The following is a 17217-nucleotide window of genomic DNA, read 5'->3' as shown; positions in this document are numbered from 1 at the left end:
CGGCCGTATGAAAAGCCCGCCCGTTGACGGGCGGGGTGGGTTGGCAGGTGCAGACTCAGTAGCTGTACTGCATTTGCAGCCAGAGCTTGTCGGTATCGACGTGCAGGTCGTCGGCGTCGTAGCGTGCAGCCTTGATCAGGCCGACCAGGCCTTTGACGCCAGGGATCGGCCGGGCGTAGGACAGGTTGTACTCGTCGCCGTAGTGGCTGCTGCCCAGTTCGGCACGGTAGTCGTGGTACATGCCGGTGAGGGTGCCGCCGAACAGGGGCAGGCTGGCGCTCAGGTAGCTGTCCTTGATGCCGTCGGCCGGGGTGGTGAGGAACATGTCGGCCCAGCCCTGGAAAGCGTGCTTGGTGGCCAGCGGAGTCTGGAAGGCGCGGTTGTCCGGGCCGCTGTCGCCGCCGAGGATTTCCAGACCACCCTTGAGGGCGACGCCGGACAGGGTGTAGCCCAGTTCGGCCAGGTAGTACTCGCTGCTCAGCTCCAGCGGGTTGTCCGCATAGTCGCGCTGACGGGCATATTCCAGGGCATAGCTGACCCCGGCCAGGGTGCCGTTGAGGCGTGTGCCATAGGTCTTGCTGGACAGGTTGCCGAGCATGGCCTGCTGGTTGACGTTGGCAATGTTGTCCAGGCCCAGCAGGTAGTTGTAGGCGGTGACGGTGAGTGCCGGGGACACCACGTACTGGGCATTCAGCAGGTGGCTGTGGCCTTCGATGTTGGCCGGGTTGGTGCGGTTGTCGAAGCGGTTGTCGCCCGGGCCGAAGATGGTGTTGATGTTGTCGATATAGGCATAGGTCAGGGTCAGCTTGTCGATCGGCTTGAGCTGGCCGAGCAGACCGTCATAGGTCTGCTCGTTCTGCCGCCAGGCGACCCCGCCGACGAAGCGCTGGTTGTCCAGGTTGATACGCTGGCGACCGACCACCAGGTTGCCCAGGGCGAAGTCATAGCGCAGCAGCGCCTGGTTGATCTCGCTGCCATCCGGGTCGGCCACTACCGAGTTTCCTGCCACCAAGGTGCCCTGGCCGTTGCGGGTGTTGTTGTAGCTGGCGTCACCAATGCGGCTGGTGTTGTCGGCTTCGATAAGGCCGGAGAGACCGTACCATTTGCCCGTCTGGAAGCCGACCCGGGTGCGCAGGGTCTGGGCATTGGCATGATCGAGCGTATTGTCCTGGTCGACGTGCTCATAACGGTAACGGGCATCGAGGATCAGCTTACCGTCGTTGAACAGCTGGCTGATGTCTTCGGCCTGTGCGAGGGGGGCACTGAGGGCGAGGAGCGCGATATACAGCGGTTTCAGGGCGTGGTTGTTCATGAGGGTGCTCGTCCACTGGGTTGGTATGGGGTGGACGATAGGGGCGCATGGGGCGAATCAACTTGATGATTGTCAAATTCGCCAAAAGGCCGGCGTGGGCGCCAGGCGCGACAAAATGCCCGTCCAGTAACGCCGAAGGCCCGTGTTTACGGGCCTTCGGGGCATGCTGCAGGTTTTTACGCAGGGCGGCCTGTGACCTTATGTCGCGAGGGCTGGCGGGAACTCGGTGTGCTTGGCTTGTTCTGGGGCAGTGCCGACTTCAGCGCAGGTGTTCCGTGGCCCAGATGGCGGCCTCCACGCGTGAGCGCAGGCGCAGGCTGTGCAGCAGGTTTTTCACATGCACCTTGACCGTGCCTTCGGTGATGCCCAGTTTGCGGGCGATCATCTTGTTGCTGAGTCCCTTGGCGATCAGGCGCAGGACATCCTTTTCGCGCTTGGTCAGGCTGGCATTGGCATTCTGGCTGGCGTTGCTGGGTCGCTCGCGAATCGCCTGGGCGAGGATCAGGGTCAGCTCCGGGGTCAGTGCCAGCTTGCCGTTGGCGGCGGCACGCACCTGTTCGACCAGCTGTTCCGGGTCCATATCCTTGAGCAGGTAGCCATCGGCCCCCTGGCGCAGGGCTTCCAGTACATGGCTCTGGTCGTCTGACACGGTGAACAGGATGATCCGTGCATCGACCTTGGCTTCGCGCAGGCGTTGCAGGGTTTCCAGGCCGTCCATGCCTGGCATGTTGAGGTCGAGCAGGATCAGGTCGGGATCCAGTTCGTCGACCAGGCGCAGGGCCTCTTCGCCGGTACCGGCTTCGCCGACCGGTTGCAGGTCGTCTTCCATGGCCAGCAGGTCGCGCATGCCGCGACGCATCAGTGGGTGATCATCGACCAAGAGGATGCGGATAGGGGCCTGCTCGTTCATGCGGTCTCCTGATGTAGGGGAATCTTGCGAAAGGATGGGGTGAAGTGCAGTTGCACGCGGGTGCCGCCCGCCCTGCGTGGGACGATCTCCAATTGGCCGCCCAGGCTGCTGGCGCGCTCCTTGAGAATGCTCAGGCCATAATGGCCGCTGGGGCTTTCGCTGTGGCGAATGCCGATGCCGTCGTCATCGATCAGCACCTCGATATTGCCATCCTCGGCCTGGTGCAGCACCAGCCAGCAATGCGCGGCCTGGGCGTGCTTGAGCACGTTGCTGAGCGCCTCACGGACAATCTGCAGGCAGTGGATCTCCTCATTGGGCGTCAGCGGGCAGTGTTCCAGTTGATAGTCCAGCTGGATACGCAACCCGGAGTTCTCCATGAATTCCTTGCAGGTGGCCTCCACCGCAGGTTTCAGTCCTGGCGCATCGACACGGATGCGGAAGGTGGTGAGTAGTTCGCGCAGCTTGCGGTAGGCCGCGTTGAGCCCCTGCTCGATCTGCGCCAGGGTTTCACTCAGCTCTTCCGGTACGCCGCTGCGGCTGGCCTGGCGCTTGAGTCGGGCCAGTTGCAGTTTTTGTGCGGAAAGCGACTGGGCCAGGGAGTCGTGCAGTTCGCGGGCAATCACCGCGCGTTCCTCCATCAGCGCCAGGCGTGCCTCCTGCTGACCGAGTTGCGCCAGGCTGAGCGAGGCGGCGAACAGGTCCGCCAAGGTCACCAGCAATTGCGACTGCCAGTCCTGTAGCGGTTGGCCATCGGGGAGTTCGACGTGCAGCACGCCCAGTGCCGCGCCGCCTGCGCGCAGATCAAAGCTGGCCAGTGGCAGGCCGGAGGGCAGCGGTTCGCCCTGCTTGATCGGACACTCGTCGCAGTGTGGCAGGCGGCAGTAGTCGGGTTGCCCCTGATGGCTGTTGAGGGCGGTGTGGCTGGTCTGCTCGGTGGGCTGGTTGAGGCACAGCGAAACCTGCCCGCTGCCGAGCACCTGCTGCACCTTGCCGAGCAGTTGGCCCATCAGTCGCGAAGGATCGCTGGGTTGGCTGTAGAGCATGCGCGCGCAGTTGAACAGTAATTGCAGGCTGGCATTGCTTTGTTGCAGTTCGGCGGTCTTGGCGTCCACCTTGCGCTCCATTTCGCCGTACAGCTCACCCAATTCGCGGCTCATGTGATTGAAGGTTTCACCGAGCAGGCTCAGTTCGGTTTCGCCGGCGATATGTACCTGGCCGCTGAAGTCGCCGCGACTGACCTGGCGGGTCAGTTCGGTCAGGCGGCTGAGCGGGCTGGCTAGGTTGTTGTGCAATCCGTAGATCAGCACGAACGCAATGATCACGCTGATGAACAGGGTGGCGATCTGCAGACCGCGGATGATTTCCAGCTTCTGCTCCGAGGCCTGTTGCAGGGTCAGGACGAAATGATTGAGCTCTTCGACGAAGTGCGGCAGTTCCTCGTGGTAGCGCAGGATGGTCGGTGCGGGGTTGTTCAGTAACGGTCGCATGTGCTGTTGCCAGTGCTGGCGCACTACGTTGTAGCGCTCGCTGAGTGCCGGGCCGCCATGCCGGGTCAGCGCCGAACGCAGGGATTGCGATTGCAGGGTGCGATCCAGGCCCTCGATGTGTTGCTGGAGCAGCGCCGGGTTGTCCTGCTGGGCGGTAATCGCCAGGCGATAGGCCTGCATGCGCAGGCTGCCGGCATGGTTGATGGCTTCCGCGTCGCCCTGCAGTGCGTCGGCGGTATACAGGCTGATCAGCATGCTCAGCAGGGTAAAGCTGATGATCACGACGAACGCCAGCAGGGTATTGAATACCACCGAGTGGCGCGGCGTTATTGGGGTGGCGGAGCTGAAGGGCATGCGCGGGCCTGTGTGCGGGGGCGGGCAAAAGCGTCCAGGTTGCACTTGGGCAATGTCGCTGGCCGTTGGCTGCTGAGTTTGAGCGTTTGCCGGGACATTGCAAGCAGGGCGGGCTTACCCCTAACGCGCCAAGGGTTATTGGCTGGCCTCTGTTGCTGTATTTGATATTTTTTAAGTTGCTGTTTTTTATAGATTTTTATTTTAATCCAGAAATATCACTTAAGAGGTAGTGAAGGTTTCCCTAGCCGATAACGCGGGAATCTCTATTGATTGAGGTCAAATCTTTGCCGGGTTGCCAAACCTAAGGTGCGCTCAAATCTGCAAGGGTTTCCGCCCTTGTCAGGAAGTTGCATGAGCCTTGGGGCAGGGGAACCATCATGAGCAATATCGAAAAGTGGGATGTGGAGAACCAGGCATTCTGGGAATCCACCGGCAAGAAAATTGCCAACCGCAACCTGTGGATATCCATTCCCAGCTTGCTGATGGGGTTTGCCATCTGGCTGATGTGGGGCATCGTGACGGTGCAGATGATCAACCTGGGCTTTCCCTTCGAACCGTCTGAACTGTTTGCCCTGACCGCCATCTCCGGCCTGACCGGTGCCACGCTGCGCATCCCGGCATCGTTCATGATTCGTATCGCCGGCGGGCGCAACACCATCTTCCTGACCACCGCGCTGCTGATGATTCCGGCCATTGGCGCCGGCATCGCCCTGCAGGACAAGACCACGCCGCTGTGGGTATTCCAGTTGCTGGCGTTCCTCTCCGGTATCGGTGGCGGCAACTTCGCCTGCTCGATGAGCAATATCAGCACCTTCTTTCCCAAGAGCCAGCAGGGCCTGGCGCTGGGCCTGAATGCGGGGCTGGGCAACTTCGGTGTAACCACCATGCAGATCCTGATTCCTCTGGTGATGACCGCCGGGGTGTTCGGTGCGCTGGCCGGTGCTCCCATGGAGCTGCTCAAGGACAGCGGCACACTGATCGGCAAGATTGCCGCCGGTACCGAGACCTGGATTCAGAACGCCGGCTGGGTGTGGTTGCTGTTCCTCATCCCGCTGGCTTTTGCCGGCTGGTTCGGCATGAACAACCTGTTGGCGATTACCCCCAACCCGGGTAACCCGCTGGCCGCCTTCGGCAAGATCATCGGTCTGTACCTGGTGGGCTTCATTGCGGCGGCGGCGGGCCTCTACCTGTACCTGCCGGCGCCGGTCGGCCTGGGTGTGTTGAACATGTGGGTGACCATGGTGCTGATCATGGCGGGCACGCTGTTCATGCTGCGTATGCTGCCGGGCAGCATCAAGCCGAACATCCAGCGCCAGTTCACCATCTTCAGTGACAAGCACACCTGGTCGATGAGTGTGCTGTACATCCTCACCTTCGGTTCGTTCATCGGTTTCTCCATGGCGCTGCCGCTGTCGATCACCGTGATCTTCGGCTTCATGAACGAAGTGGCCGCCGACGGCAGCATTACCCGTGTGGCCAACCCCAATGCGCCGAGTGCGCTGACCTATGCCTGGATCGGTCCGTTCGTCGGTGCGCTGATTCGTCCGCTGGGCGGCTGGATCTCCGACAAGGTCGGCGGCTCGATCGTCACGCAGATCATTTCCGCGGTGATGGTGGTGGCCTCGGTGGCAACCGGCTACGTGATGCACCAGGCCTATGGCTCCAGCCAGCCTGAGCAGTACTTCTTCACCTTCTTGTTGCTGTTCATGGTGCTGTTCGCTGCATCGGGTATCGGCAACGGCTCCACCTTCCGCTCGGTCGGGGTGATTTTCGACCGTGAAAAGGCCGGCCCGGTGCTGGGCTGGACCTCGGCCGTGGCGGCTTACGGCTCCTTCGTCGCGCCCATCGTCATCGGCGACCAGATCAAGGCGGGTACCCCCCAGGTAGCCATGTACGGCTTCGCGGTGTTCTACGCGCTGTGCATGGTCCTCAACTGGTGGTTCTACCTGCGTGCCAATGCCTACGTGAAGAATCCCTAACCGAGTGGAGTGATCGCCATGCGCATCCTCATTGCCTATGACAATTCGCGCAACGCCAAGCTGGCCCTGCAGCGCACCATCGACATGTTCAAGCCATTGCAGCCGCTGATCATGTTGATCGGTGTGGTCGAGGACAGCCTGGACAGCAGCGACGACGCCGACACGCTGTTCCAGCGGCAGAAGGCGGAATTTCGCAGCTTCCTGCACGAAGCCGCCGAGCAGGTGGGCCAGCAGGGCCTGGACGCTGAAGTGATTCTTGCCGAGGGCGATGCCCGCAAGATGATTCTCAAGGCGGCCGAGCACAAGAAACCGGACTTGCTGGTTATCGCGCGCCACAGCAACGAGCCGGACGGTGGCTTCATTTCCCGTTCGCTCAATCTGCTGGTCGACGAGCTCGACTACATGACCTTTGGCAGCGTCAGTGCCTTCCTGGCGCGCCGGGCTCCGTGCCCGGTGCTGATCCAGTCCTGCCAGTAGGGCCAAGGAGTACGCGGTAATGAAAGTCTCTGAACTGTTCAACTGGAAACAACCGGAAATCCGTGCCCTGCACCTGACCTGGATTGCTTTCTATATCTGCTTCTTCGTCTGGTTCGGCATGGCGCCGCTGGCTTCCAGCATGCTGAAGAGCGTCAACTGGCTGACCCCGGAAGACCTCAAGCTGTTCGCCATTGCCAACGTGGCCATGACCATTCCGGCGCGCATCATCGTCGGCATGGCACTGGACCGCTTCGGCCCGCGTAGGGTGTTCTCCATCCTGCTGGTGGTGATGGCGGCGCCCGCGCTGTTCTTTGCCTTTGGTGATACGCGCACCCAGTTGCTGGTCTCGCGGCTGGTACTCAGCTCGGTAGGTGCCAGCTTCGTGGTCGGCATCCATATGACGGCCATGTGGTTCAAGCCCAAGCACATCGGCTTTGCCGAAGGCTTCTATGCCGGCTGGGGCAACTTCGGTTCAGCGGCGGCAGCGATGAGCCTGCCGGCCATTGCCATCCACATCTTTGGTGGCCCGGAAGGCTGGCGCTGGGCGATTGCCAGTTCGGCCATCATCATGGCGCTGTATGGCGTGTACTACTGGTTCGCCATCACCGATGGCCCCAAGGGCACCGTGCACCACAAGCCGCACAAGGCCAGTGCCATGGAAGTCAGCACCTGGGCTGACATGATCAAGCTGATCCTCTGGACCATTCCGATGATCGGTGTACTGGGCATTCTGGTCTGGCGTGTCGAGAAGCTCGGTTATCTGAGCAATGTCGGTGCATGGATCTGCTACGGGGTGATCATTGCCGTCGTGCTGTATCAGATCGTACAGATCCTGCGCGTCAACGTGCCGATCCTCATGAAGGGTGTGCCGGAAGACGACAAGTATCCCTTCAACACCGTGGCGGCATTGAACTCCACCTACTTCGCCAACTTTGGTGCGGAGCTGGCGGTGGTGTCGATGCTGCCGATGTTCTTCGAGGAGACCTGGGGCCTGACCCCGACGACGGCCGGGTTGATCGCCGCTTCCTTTGCCTTCGTCAACCTGGTGGCGCGTCCCATGGGCGGCCTGGTTTCCGACCGTTTCGGCAACCGCCGCTTCGTCATGCTGGCCTACATGTTCGGCATCGGCATCGGCTTCGTGCTGATGGGCCTGATGAACTCGAAGTGGCCGCTGTTCATCGCCGTAGCCATCACCGTGGCCTGCTCGATGTTCGTGCAGGGCGCCGAGGGCGCCACCTTCGGGATCATTCCATCGATCAAACGACGCATCACCGGGCAGATCTCCGGCATGGCCGGGGCCTACGGCAATGTCGGTGCGGTGGTCTACCTGACCCTGTTCACCTTCGTTACCCCTTCGCAGTTCTTCCTGATCATCGCCGCCGGGGCCTTTGTCAGCTTCGTGCTGTGCCTGCTCTGGCTGAAAGAGCCGGAAGGGGCCTTTGCCGATGAGTACTACGTGTCCTCCGTGGATAAGGAACGCGCCGCCCGCCAACACGCTTGAACCTGAGTAAGCCATGCGCCGGGTGATCCGGCGCGTCATAACCGTTGATAGGTAATCCGGCCAGACTTGTGTGCCAGAGCCGGGATGAGGAGAAGAAAGATGAGCCACTTGCTCGACCAACTGCGCTTCTTTAACAGGAAGCAAGGTGAGTTCGCCAACGGCCACGGAGAGACCCGCAAGGAATCTCGTGACTGGGAGAACGTCTACCGCTCGCGCTGGCAGTACGACAAGATCGTGCGCTCCACTCACGGGGTCAACTGCACAGGGTCGTGCTCGTGGAAGATCTACGTGAAGAACGGTCTGATCACCTGGGAAACCCAGCAGACCGACTACCCGCGTACCCGTAACGACCTGCCCAACCACGAGCCGCGTGGCTGTCCGCGTGGCGCCAGCTACAGCTGGTACATCTATAGCGCCAACCGCCTGAAATACCCCAAGGTACGCAAGCCGTTGCTCAAGCTGTGGCGCGAAGCGCGGCGCAGCATGGCCCCGGTGGAAGCCTGGGCCAGTATCGTCAGCGACCCGGTCAAGGCTGCCAGCTACAAGAGCAAGCGCGGCATGGGGGGCTTCATTCGTTCCAGCTGGGACGAAGTCAACGAGATCATCGCCGCGGCCAACGTGTACACCGTCAAGCAGCACGGCCCGGACCGCGTGGTCGGCTTCTCGCCGATTCCGGCGATGTCCATGGTCAGCTACGCGGCCGGTAGCCGTTACCTGTCGCTGATCGGTGGCGTGTGCCTGTCCTTCTATGACTGGTATTGCGACCTGCCGCCGTCCTCGCCGCAGGTGTGGGGCGAGCAGACCGACGTGCCGGAGTCGGCCGACTGGTACAACTCCAACTACATCATCGCCTGGGGCTCCAACGTGCCGCAGACGCGTACCCCGGACGCGCACTTCTTCACCGAAGTTCGCTACAAGGGCACCAAGACCGTGGCGATTACCCCGGACTACGCGGAAGTCGCCAAGCTCACCGACCTCTGGCTGAACCCCAAGCAGGGCACCGACGCCGCGCTGGCGCAAGCCTTTGCCCATGTGATCTTCAAGGAATTCCACCTGGAGAAGCCCAGCGCGTACTTCCGCGACTATGCCAAGCGCTACACCGACCTGCCGGTGCTGGTACTGCTCGACGAGAAGGACGGCAGCTTCCGTGCCGACCGTTTCCTGCGTGCTTCCGACCTGGCCGACAACCTGGGGCAGGAAAACAACCCCGAGTGGAAAACCATTGCCGTCGACGGCCAGAGTGGCGAGCTGGTTTCGCCGCTGGGTTCCATCGGCTATCGCTGGGGCGAGAAGGGCAAGTGGAACATCGAGGCCCGTGAAGGCAAGGACGGTCGTGATGTCGACCTGCAACTGAGCCAGATCGACGGCGGCGAAGCCGTGGAGGTTGCCTTCCCCTATTTCGGTGGCCAGGTGCACGAGCACTTCGCACACGTGGAAGGCGAAGAAATCCAGCTGCGCCGGGTGCCGGTGAAGAGCCTGACCCTGGCCGACGGGCGCAGCGTCAAAGTGGCCACGGTATTCGACCTGATGGCCGCCAACCTGGGTATCGACCGTGGCTTGGGCGGCAAGCATGTGGCGGCCAGCTACGATGATGCCAGCGTACCGGGTACCCCGGCCTGGCAGGAGCAGATCACCGGAGTGAGCCGCGAGAAGGCGATCCAGATCGCCCGCGAGTTCGCCGACAACGCCGACAAGACCCATGGCCGTTCCATGATCATCGTCGGCGCGGCGATGAACCACTGGTACCACATGGACATGAACTACCGCGGCCTGATCAACATGCTGATGTTGTGTGGTTGCGTAGGCCAGACCGGTGGTGGCTGGGCCCACTACGTTGGCCAGGAGAAACTGCGCCCGCAGTGCGGCTGGCTGCCCCTGGCCTTCGGCCTGGACTGGCACCGTCCGCCGCGCCAGATGAACGGCACCAGCTTCTTCTACAACCACAGTTCGCAGTGGCGTCACGAGAAGATGAGCATTCACGAAGTGCTCTCGCCGCTGACCGACAAGTCGCAGTTCCCCGAGCACATGCTCGACTACAACATCCGTGCCGAACGCGCCGGCTGGCTGCCCAGCGCGCCGCAACTGAACCGCAACCCGCTGCAGATCACCCGGGATGCCGCTGCGGCCGGTATGGATGCCAAGGACTACGTGGTCAAGTCGCTGCAAGACGGTAGTCTGCGTTTTGCCTGCGAGCAGCCGGACAACCCGGCCAACTTCCCGCGCAACATGTTCATCTGGCGCTCCAACCTGCTCGGTTCTTCCGGCAAGGGCCACGAGTACATGCTCAAGTACCTGCTGGGTACCAAGAACGGCGTGATGAACGAAGACCTCGGCAAGCGTGCCGACGGCTTCAAGCCGACCGAGGCGGAATGGCAGGACGAGGGCGCCATCGGCAAGCTCGACCTGGTCACCACCCTGGACTTCCGCATGTCCTCGACCTGCGTGTACTCCGACATCGTCCTGCCGACCGCGACCTGGTACGAGAAGGACGACATGAACACCTCGGACATGCACCCCTTCATCCACCCGCTGTCGGCCGCTACCGATCCGGCCTGGGAAGCGCGTTCCGACTGGGAAATCTACAAGGGCATCGCCAAGGCCTTCTCGCAGATGGCCGAAGGCCACCTGGGGGTGGAAAAGGACCTGGTCACCGTACCGTTGTTGCACGATACGCCCGGTGAGCTGGCACAACCCTTCGGTGGTAGCGACTGGAAAACCGCCGGCGAGGCACCGCAACCGGGCAAGAACTGCCCGAACATGACGGTGGTCGAGCGCGATTACCCGAACACCTACAAGAAGTTCACCTCGCTCGGCCCACTGCTCGACAAGCTGGGCAACGGCGGCAAGGGCATCAACTGGAACACCGAGCACGAGGTCGAGTTCCTCGGCGAGCTGAACTACAAAGTGCGCGAGGAAGGTGTCAGCAAGGGACGTCCGCAGATCGAATCGGCGATTGACGCTGCCGAAGTGATTCTCTCGCTGGCCCCGGAAACCAATGGCCATGTGGCGGTCAAGGCCTGGGCGGCGCTGTCCGAGTTCACCGGCCGCGACCACAGCCACCTGGCGTTGCCCAAGGAGCACGAGGCGATCCGCTTCCGTGACATCCAGGCGCAGCCGCGCAAGATCATCTCCAGCCCGACCTGGTCTGGCCTGGAAGATGAGCATGTCAGCTACAACGCCGGCTACACCAACGTGCACGAGCTGATCCCGTGGCGTACCGTCACCGGCCGTCAGCAGTTCTATCAGGATCACCCCTGGATGCTGGCTTTCGGCGAGGGGCTGCAAAGCTACCGGCCGCCAATCAATACCCGTTCGACCGGGTATGTGAAAGGCAAGATGAGCAACGGCAATCCGGAAATCTGCCTGAACTGGATCACTCCGCACCAGAAGTGGGGTATCCACAGCACCTACACCGACAACCTGATCATGCTCACCCTGAGCCGTGGTGGTCCGATCGTCTGGATGTCGGAAATCGATGCCAAGAAAGTGGGTATCGAGGACAACGACTGGATCGAGTGCTTCAACGCCAACGGTGCACTGACCGCGCGTGCGGTGGTCAGTCAGCGGGTCAAGGAAGGCATGGTGATGATGTACCACGCCCAGGAACGCATCGTGAACGTACCGGGCGCGGAGAGCACCAAGACCCGTGGTGGCCACCACAACTCGGTGACCCGCGTGGTGCTCAAGCCCACCCACATGATCGGTGGCTACGCGCAACTGGCGTACGGCTTCAACTACTACGGCACCGTGGGCTGCAACCGCGACGAATTCGTCGTGGTACGCAAGATGAACAAAGTCGACTGGCTCGACGGCCCTAACGGCGACGCATTGCCGCAACCCCTGCCGCAGGATATTTGAGGAGTACTGCCATGAAGATTCGTTCACAAGTCGGCATGGTTCTGAACTTGGACAAGTGCATCGGCTGCCACACCTGCTCGATCACTTGTAAGAACGTTTGGACCAGCCGTGAAGGTATGGAATACGCCTGGTTCAACAACGTCGAAACCAAGCCCGGTATCGGCTACCCGAAAGAGTGGGAAAACCAGGAAAAATGGAAGGGCGGTTGGGTGCGCAATGCCGACGGCTCGATCAATCCGAAGATCGGCGGCAAGTTCCGCGTGTTGGCGAATATCTTCTCCAACCCGGACCTGCCGAGCATCGACGACTACTACGAGCCGTTCGATTTCGACTACCAGCATCTGCACACCGCGCCGCTGGGCGACCACCAGCCGGTGGCCCGCCCGCGTTCGGTGATCTCCGGCAAGCGCATGGAGAAGATCGAGTGGGGCCCGAACTGGGAGGAAATCCTCGGTACCGAGTTCGCCAAGCGCCGCAAGGACAAGAACTTCGATGCCATCCAGGCGGACATCTACGGTCAGTACGAAAACACCTTCATGATGTACCTGCCGCGCCTCTGCGAGCACTGCCTCAACCCGGCGTGCGCGGCCTCCTGCCCGAGCGGTGCGATCTACAAGCGTGAAGAGGACGGCATCGTTCTCATCGACCAGGAAAAGTGCCGCGGCTGGCGTATGTGCATCAGCGGCTGCCCGTACAAGAAGATCTACTTCAACTGGAAGAGCGGCAAGTCCGAGAAGTGCATCTTCTGCTACCCGCGTATCGAAGCCGGCATGCCCACCGTGTGCTCGGAAACCTGCGTGGGGCGCATCCGTTACCTCGGCGTGCTGCTGTATGACGCCGACCGTATCCAGGAAGTGGCGAGCACGCCGAACGAGCATGACCTGTACACCAAACAGCTGGAAATGTTCCTTGATCCCTTCGACCCGAAGGTCATCAAGCAGGCACTGGCCGATGGCGTACCGATGTCGGTGATCGAAGCCGCGCAGAAGTCGCCGGTGTACAAGATGGCCGTGGACTGGAAACTGGCCCTGCCGCTGCACCCGGAATACCGCACCCTGCCGATGGTCTGGTACGTACCGCCGCTGTCGCCGATCCAGAACGCCGCCAGCGCCGGCAAGGTGAGCATGGACGGCGTACTGCCGGACGTCGACAGCCTGCGTATCCCGCTGCGCTACCTGGCCAACCTGCTCACCGCGGGCGACGAGAAGCCGGTCAAGCTGGCCCTCAAGCGTCTGCTGGCCATGCGTGCCTACAAGCGTGCCGAACAGGTGGACGGCGTACAGGACCTGCAGGTCCTGGAAAGCGTCGGGCTGTCGGTTGCCCAGGTCGAGGACATGTACCGCTACCTGGCGATCGCCAACTACGAGGATCGCTATGTGATCCCCACCGCGCATCGCGAGCAGGCCCTCAGCGACACCTATGCCGAGCGTTCCGGCTGTGGCTTCAGCTTCGGCAGCGGCTGCAATGGTTCCTCCGACACCAACATGTTTGGTGGCAAGAAAGCCAACAAGCGTGACGTGCTGAAAACCGTCCAGCTGTGGGAGGACTGAACATGCAAATCCTCAAGGTAATCTCGCTGCTGCTGGATTATCCGACCGAGGCCTTGCAGGGAGGCCGCGACGAACTCGTCGCGGCTATCTCCGCCGCCCGGGAAATCAGCCCGCAACAGCGCGCCGCGCTGCTGCAGCTGCTGGATACGCTGGCCGCTAGCGATCTGATGGATATCCAGGAGCGTTACAGCGAGCTGTTCGACAAGGGCCGTTCGTTGTCGCTGCTGATGTTCGAGCACGTGCATGGCGAGTCGCGTGATCGCGGCCAGGCCATGGTCGACCTGATGGCGCAGTACGAGGACGCCGGCTTTGCCATTGGCGTGCGCGAGCTGCCCGACTACATCCCGCTGTACCTGGAGTACCTGGCAACCCGCGAGGATCTCGAGGCGCGCGAAGGCCTGGCCGATGTCGAGCATCTGCTGGCGTTGCTGGCGGCACGTCTGCAAGAGCGTGAAAGCCCCTATGCGGGCTGTTTCACCGCGCTGCTGCAGATTGCCGGCTGCGAGCCGCAGCAGGCCGTGGCCGAGCTGCGTGAGCAGGTGGCCGGCGAGACGCGCGACGACTCGCTGGAAGCGCTGGACAAGATCTGGGAAGAAGAGGCCGTGGATTTCCTCCAGGCCGAGCAGCAGGATCGCTGCCCCAGCCAGACCACCCTGCCGGGCAAGGCCCGCGAGGAAGTGCCGGTGCCGTTGCACTGGGTCGATTTCAAGCATGACGGCCAGGCCACCGAGCTGGCCCAGGAGGTGCGCAATGTCTAACCTGAACCTACTCGCCTTTGGCGCGTATCCCTACATCGCCCTGGCTATTTGCGTGATTGGCAGCTGGGCGCGTTTCGACCTGTCGCAGTACACCTGGAAAGCCGGCTCCAGCCAGATTTTCAACCGTACCGCCGCTGAGCAGCGCTATATGCGCATTGCCAGCAACCTGTTCCACGTCGGTATCCTCGCTGTGCTGGGTGGCCACTTCGTGGGCCTGTTGACACCGCATGCGGTTTACCATCACGTGATCAGCACCGAGCACAAGCAACTGGTGGCCATGGCGGTCGGCGGCTTCTTCGGCCTGATGTGCCTGGTCGGTCTGCTCATGCTGATCAAGCGTCGACTGACCGATGACCGGGTGCGGGCCAACTCCAACCCCTCGGACGTACTGATCCTGCTGGTGCTGCTGGTGCAGCTGTTGCTGGGCCTGGGCACCATTGTCGCTTCCACCCATCACATGGATGGTTCGGTGATGGTCATGCTGGCCGACTGGGCGCAATACACCGTTACCCTGCAGCCGCTCAAGGCCGCTGCGGCCATCGAGCCGGTCAGCCTGGTGTACAAGCTGCACGTGTTCCTCGGCCTGACCCTGTTCGTGCTGTTCCCCTTCACCCGTCTGGTGCACATTGTCAGCGCGCCGGTCTGGTACCTGGGGCGTCGTTACCAGATCGTCCGTCAGCGCGGTTGATCCACGCGTCCTCGCCCGCGCCCGCCACAGGCTGGCACGGGCGAGGACACGAGACAGATTCATGACACGTCGCCCAGGCGGCGTGAGGAGTTAAACATGGCTTGTGGTTGTGGTGGTGGCAATGGCGGCGGTTGCTCGGGTGAGCAGAACGACAGCGGGGTCATTCAGCAGGCGGTTGCCGAGGAAGTGCGCGCAGCAGCGGTGGAATTCGTTGATGCAGCGCCCGAGCTGATTGCCAGCAGTGAGCAGGAGTGGCCACGCATCAAGGTCAACGGCGTGGCATTGGAGGCGGAAAGTATTGCCCGCGAGTTGCAATACCATCCCGCACCGAATCGCCAGGAAGCAGTGTTCCTGGCCTGCCAGGCGCTGGTTATTCGCGAACTGTTGCAGCAGCGCATCCAGGCGCTTGGCCTGCAGGTCACGCCACAGGCCGGCGAGCCGGCCGAAGAAGCGGCCATTCGTGCCCTGATTGAGTGCGAAGTGCCGCTGCCGGTGGCCGATGAGGCGGCCTGCCAACAGTTTTTCGAGCGCAACCGGCAGCGTTATGCCAGTGCTCCGCTGCTGGCGGCGCGGCATATCCTGCTGGCCTGTCCGGCGGATGATGCCGACGAGCGCGATGCGATGCGCGCCCAGGCCGAACAACTGGTCAGTCAGTTGCAGCAGCCTGGCGCAGATTTTGCTGCCTTGGCCATGGCCCACTCGGCCTGCCCGTCCAAGGCGCAGGGCGGCGCCCTGGGGCAGATCAGCAAGGGGCAGACGGTCCCCGAGTTCGAGCGGCAGTTGTTCCGCCTGCCGCTGGGACTGGCCAGCCAGCCGCTGGAAAGCCGCTACGGCTTCCATGTGGTATGGGTCGACCAGCGTATCGAAGGCCAGCTGTTGCCCTACGAGGCGGTGGAGGGCAGCATCCGTGCCGAGCTCAACCAGCGTGTCTGGCAGGTGGCGGTGGCCCAGTACCTCAAGGGGCTGGTGGGCGAAGCGGATATCCAGGGCATCATTCTCGACGGCGCCGAGTCGCCGTTGGTGCAATAAGACACTGGAGCGCGTGCCATGGTGTGTGGCGCGCTTCGGCGAATAGGGAGCCGGTATGACCACGCAATTGCAGGATGGCTTTGGCCGCAGCATCGACTACCTGCGTATGTCGGTGACCGACCGTTGCGATTTCCGCTGTGTGTATTGCATGGCCGAGGACATGACCTTTCTGCCGCGCCAACAGGTGCTTGGCCTGGAAGAGCTGTATCGCCTGGCGGCACTGTTCGTGCGCAACGGTGTGAAGAAGATTCGCCTGACCGGCGGCGAGCCACTGGTACGCCAGGGCATCGTCGGGCTGTGTGAAAAGATTGCTGCGCTACCCGGGCTGCGTGAGCTGGTGATGACCAGCAATGGCTCGCAACTGGGCAAGCTGGCCCGGCCGCTGGCCGATGCCGGGGTACGCCGGATGAACATCAGCCTGGATAGCCTGCAGGATGACAAGTTCCGCGCGATTACCCGTACCGGCGAGTTGTCACAGGTGTTGGCCGGCATCGAGGCAGCGCGCCAGGCCGGTTTTGCGCGCATCAAGCTGAATACCGTGGTGATGCAGGGGCGCAATGCCGACGAGGTGGTCGACCTGGTCGACTATGCGGTCAGTCGCGGCCTGGACATCAGCTTCATCGAAGAAATGCCGCTGGGCGAGGTGGGCCGCTCACGCGGTGAAAGCTTCTGTTCCAGCGATCAGGTACGTGCGCTTATCGGCGCGCGTTACACACTGCTCGACAGCCCCGAGCAGAGTGGCGGGCCGGCCCGCTATGTACGCCTCAAGGAGTTCCCGGACAGTCGCATCGGCTTTATTTCGCCGCACAGCCACAATTTCTGCAGCACCTGCAATCGGGTGCGGTTGACGGTGGAGGGGCGGTTGCTGTTGTGCCTGGGGCATGAGAACTCCATTGATTTGCGTGCCTTGCTGCGTCGTTACCCGGAAACTGACCAGCCCCTGCTCGACGCTATCCGCGCCGGGCTCAACCGCAAGCCGCTGCGCCACGAGTTCAGCAGCAACGGTGATGTTCAGATCCTGCGCTTCATGAACGCCAGCGGCGGCTGAAGCGCCCCGTTTACCTCCCATTGGCCTGGCCTTTCAGGCCATCGCGCCACGCGCCGTTTCCAACCCGGTGTGTGGCGTTTTTTTTGTGCGCTCCCAAAAATTGTGCTGCCGCGCACAGGTTGGCTTTTTTTTGCGTGGCGCCCTTCAGGGGCGCAGCCGCGACTGCCGCGGGTTTGCCGCCGACTCGGCGACTGGCAGCGCGGGAGCTGTGTGGCACGGCTTGACGCTGGTCAATTTTTTTCAGGGATTTACGCCTAGAGTACACA

At 62.1% G+C, this 17217-nt stretch carries 12 protein-coding genes; 9 read left to right on the top strand and 3 right to left on the bottom strand.

From position 1 onward, the window contains the following. Positions 1-55 precede the first annotated feature (55 nt). From CW360_RS04690 to CW360_RS04680, 3 genes are all read right to left on the bottom strand, one after another. The gene (locus CW360_RS04690) at positions 56-1312 is read right to left on the bottom strand and encodes an alginate export family protein (protein WP_101192902.1); all 1257 of its coding nucleotides are present in this window, start codon (positions 1310-1312) and stop codon (positions 56-58) included. Between the two features lie 259 nt (positions 1313-1571). Further along, positions 1572-2222, bottom strand: a complete 651-nt coding sequence (gene narL, locus CW360_RS04685) for a two-component system response regulator NarL (protein ID WP_093985045.1) — start codon at positions 2220-2222, stop codon at positions 1572-1574. Continuing rightward, positions 2219-4063: a type IV pili methyl-accepting chemotaxis transducer N-terminal domain-containing protein gene (locus CW360_RS04680; RefSeq protein ID WP_245874667.1), complete on the bottom strand. Its 1845-nt coding sequence runs from the start codon at positions 4061-4063 to the stop codon at positions 2219-2221. The genes narL and CW360_RS04680 overlap by 4 nt, the downstream gene beginning before the upstream one ends. Positions 4064-4440: 377 nt before the next feature. Here CW360_RS04680 and CW360_RS04675 point away from each other — a divergent pair, with 377 nt between their 5' ends. From CW360_RS04675 to moaA, 9 genes are all read left to right on the top strand, one after another. Further along, a complete protein-coding gene (locus CW360_RS04675; RefSeq protein WP_101192901.1) occupies positions 4441-6042 on the top strand; it encodes an MFS transporter in 1602 nt (533 codons plus the stop codon). Between the two features lie 18 nt (positions 6043-6060). After that, complete coding sequence (locus CW360_RS04670) at positions 6061-6519, top strand: universal stress protein (RefSeq protein WP_101192900.1); 459 nt, start codon at positions 6061-6063, stop codon at positions 6517-6519. 19 nt (positions 6520-6538) lie between these two features. Next, positions 6539-8020: an MFS transporter gene (locus tag CW360_RS04665; RefSeq protein WP_101192899.1), complete on the top strand. Its 1482-nt coding sequence runs from the start codon at positions 6539-6541 to the stop codon at positions 8018-8020. 99 nt (positions 8021-8119) lie between these two features. Beyond that, on the top strand, positions 8120-11878 hold the full coding sequence (locus tag CW360_RS04660) for a nitrate reductase subunit alpha (RefSeq protein ID WP_101192898.1): 3759 nt from the start codon (positions 8120-8122) through the stop codon (positions 11876-11878). An 11-nt stretch (positions 11879-11889) separates the two neighbouring features. Next, positions 11890-13428 (top strand): nitrate reductase subunit beta, encoded by a 1539-nt coding sequence (gene narH / locus CW360_RS04655; RefSeq protein WP_093985040.1) that lies wholly within the window; start codon positions 11890-11892, stop codon positions 13426-13428. 2 nt (positions 13429-13430) lie between these two features. Next, complete coding sequence (narJ, locus tag CW360_RS04650; protein WP_101192897.1) at positions 13431-14186, top strand: nitrate reductase molybdenum cofactor assembly chaperone; 756 nt, start codon at positions 13431-13433, stop codon at positions 14184-14186. Continuing rightward, the gene (gene narI, locus CW360_RS04645) at positions 14179-14874 is read left to right on the top strand and encodes a respiratory nitrate reductase subunit gamma (RefSeq protein WP_093985038.1); all 696 of its coding nucleotides are present in this window, start codon (positions 14179-14181) and stop codon (positions 14872-14874) included. The genes narJ and narI overlap by 8 nt, the downstream gene beginning before the upstream one ends. A gap of 96 nt (positions 14875-14970) precedes the next feature. Continuing rightward, complete coding sequence (locus tag CW360_RS04640; RefSeq protein ID WP_101192896.1) at positions 14971-15903, top strand: peptidylprolyl isomerase; 933 nt, start codon at positions 14971-14973, stop codon at positions 15901-15903. Positions 15904-15958: 55 nt separating this feature from the next. After that, on the top strand, positions 15959-16951 hold the full coding sequence (gene moaA / locus CW360_RS04635) for a GTP 3',8-cyclase MoaA (RefSeq protein ID WP_093985036.1): 993 nt from the start codon (positions 15959-15961) through the stop codon (positions 16949-16951). The last annotated feature ends 266 nt before the right edge of the window (positions 16952-17217 follow it).

Source organism: Pseudomonas fluvialis, from assembly GCF_002835605.1.
Taxonomy (GTDB): domain Bacteria; phylum Pseudomonadota; class Gammaproteobacteria; order Pseudomonadales; family Pseudomonadaceae; genus Aquipseudomonas; species Aquipseudomonas fluvialis.
The sequence above is the reverse complement of the archived record's forward strand: the minus strand, read 5'-3'. Positions and strand labels throughout refer to the sequence as shown.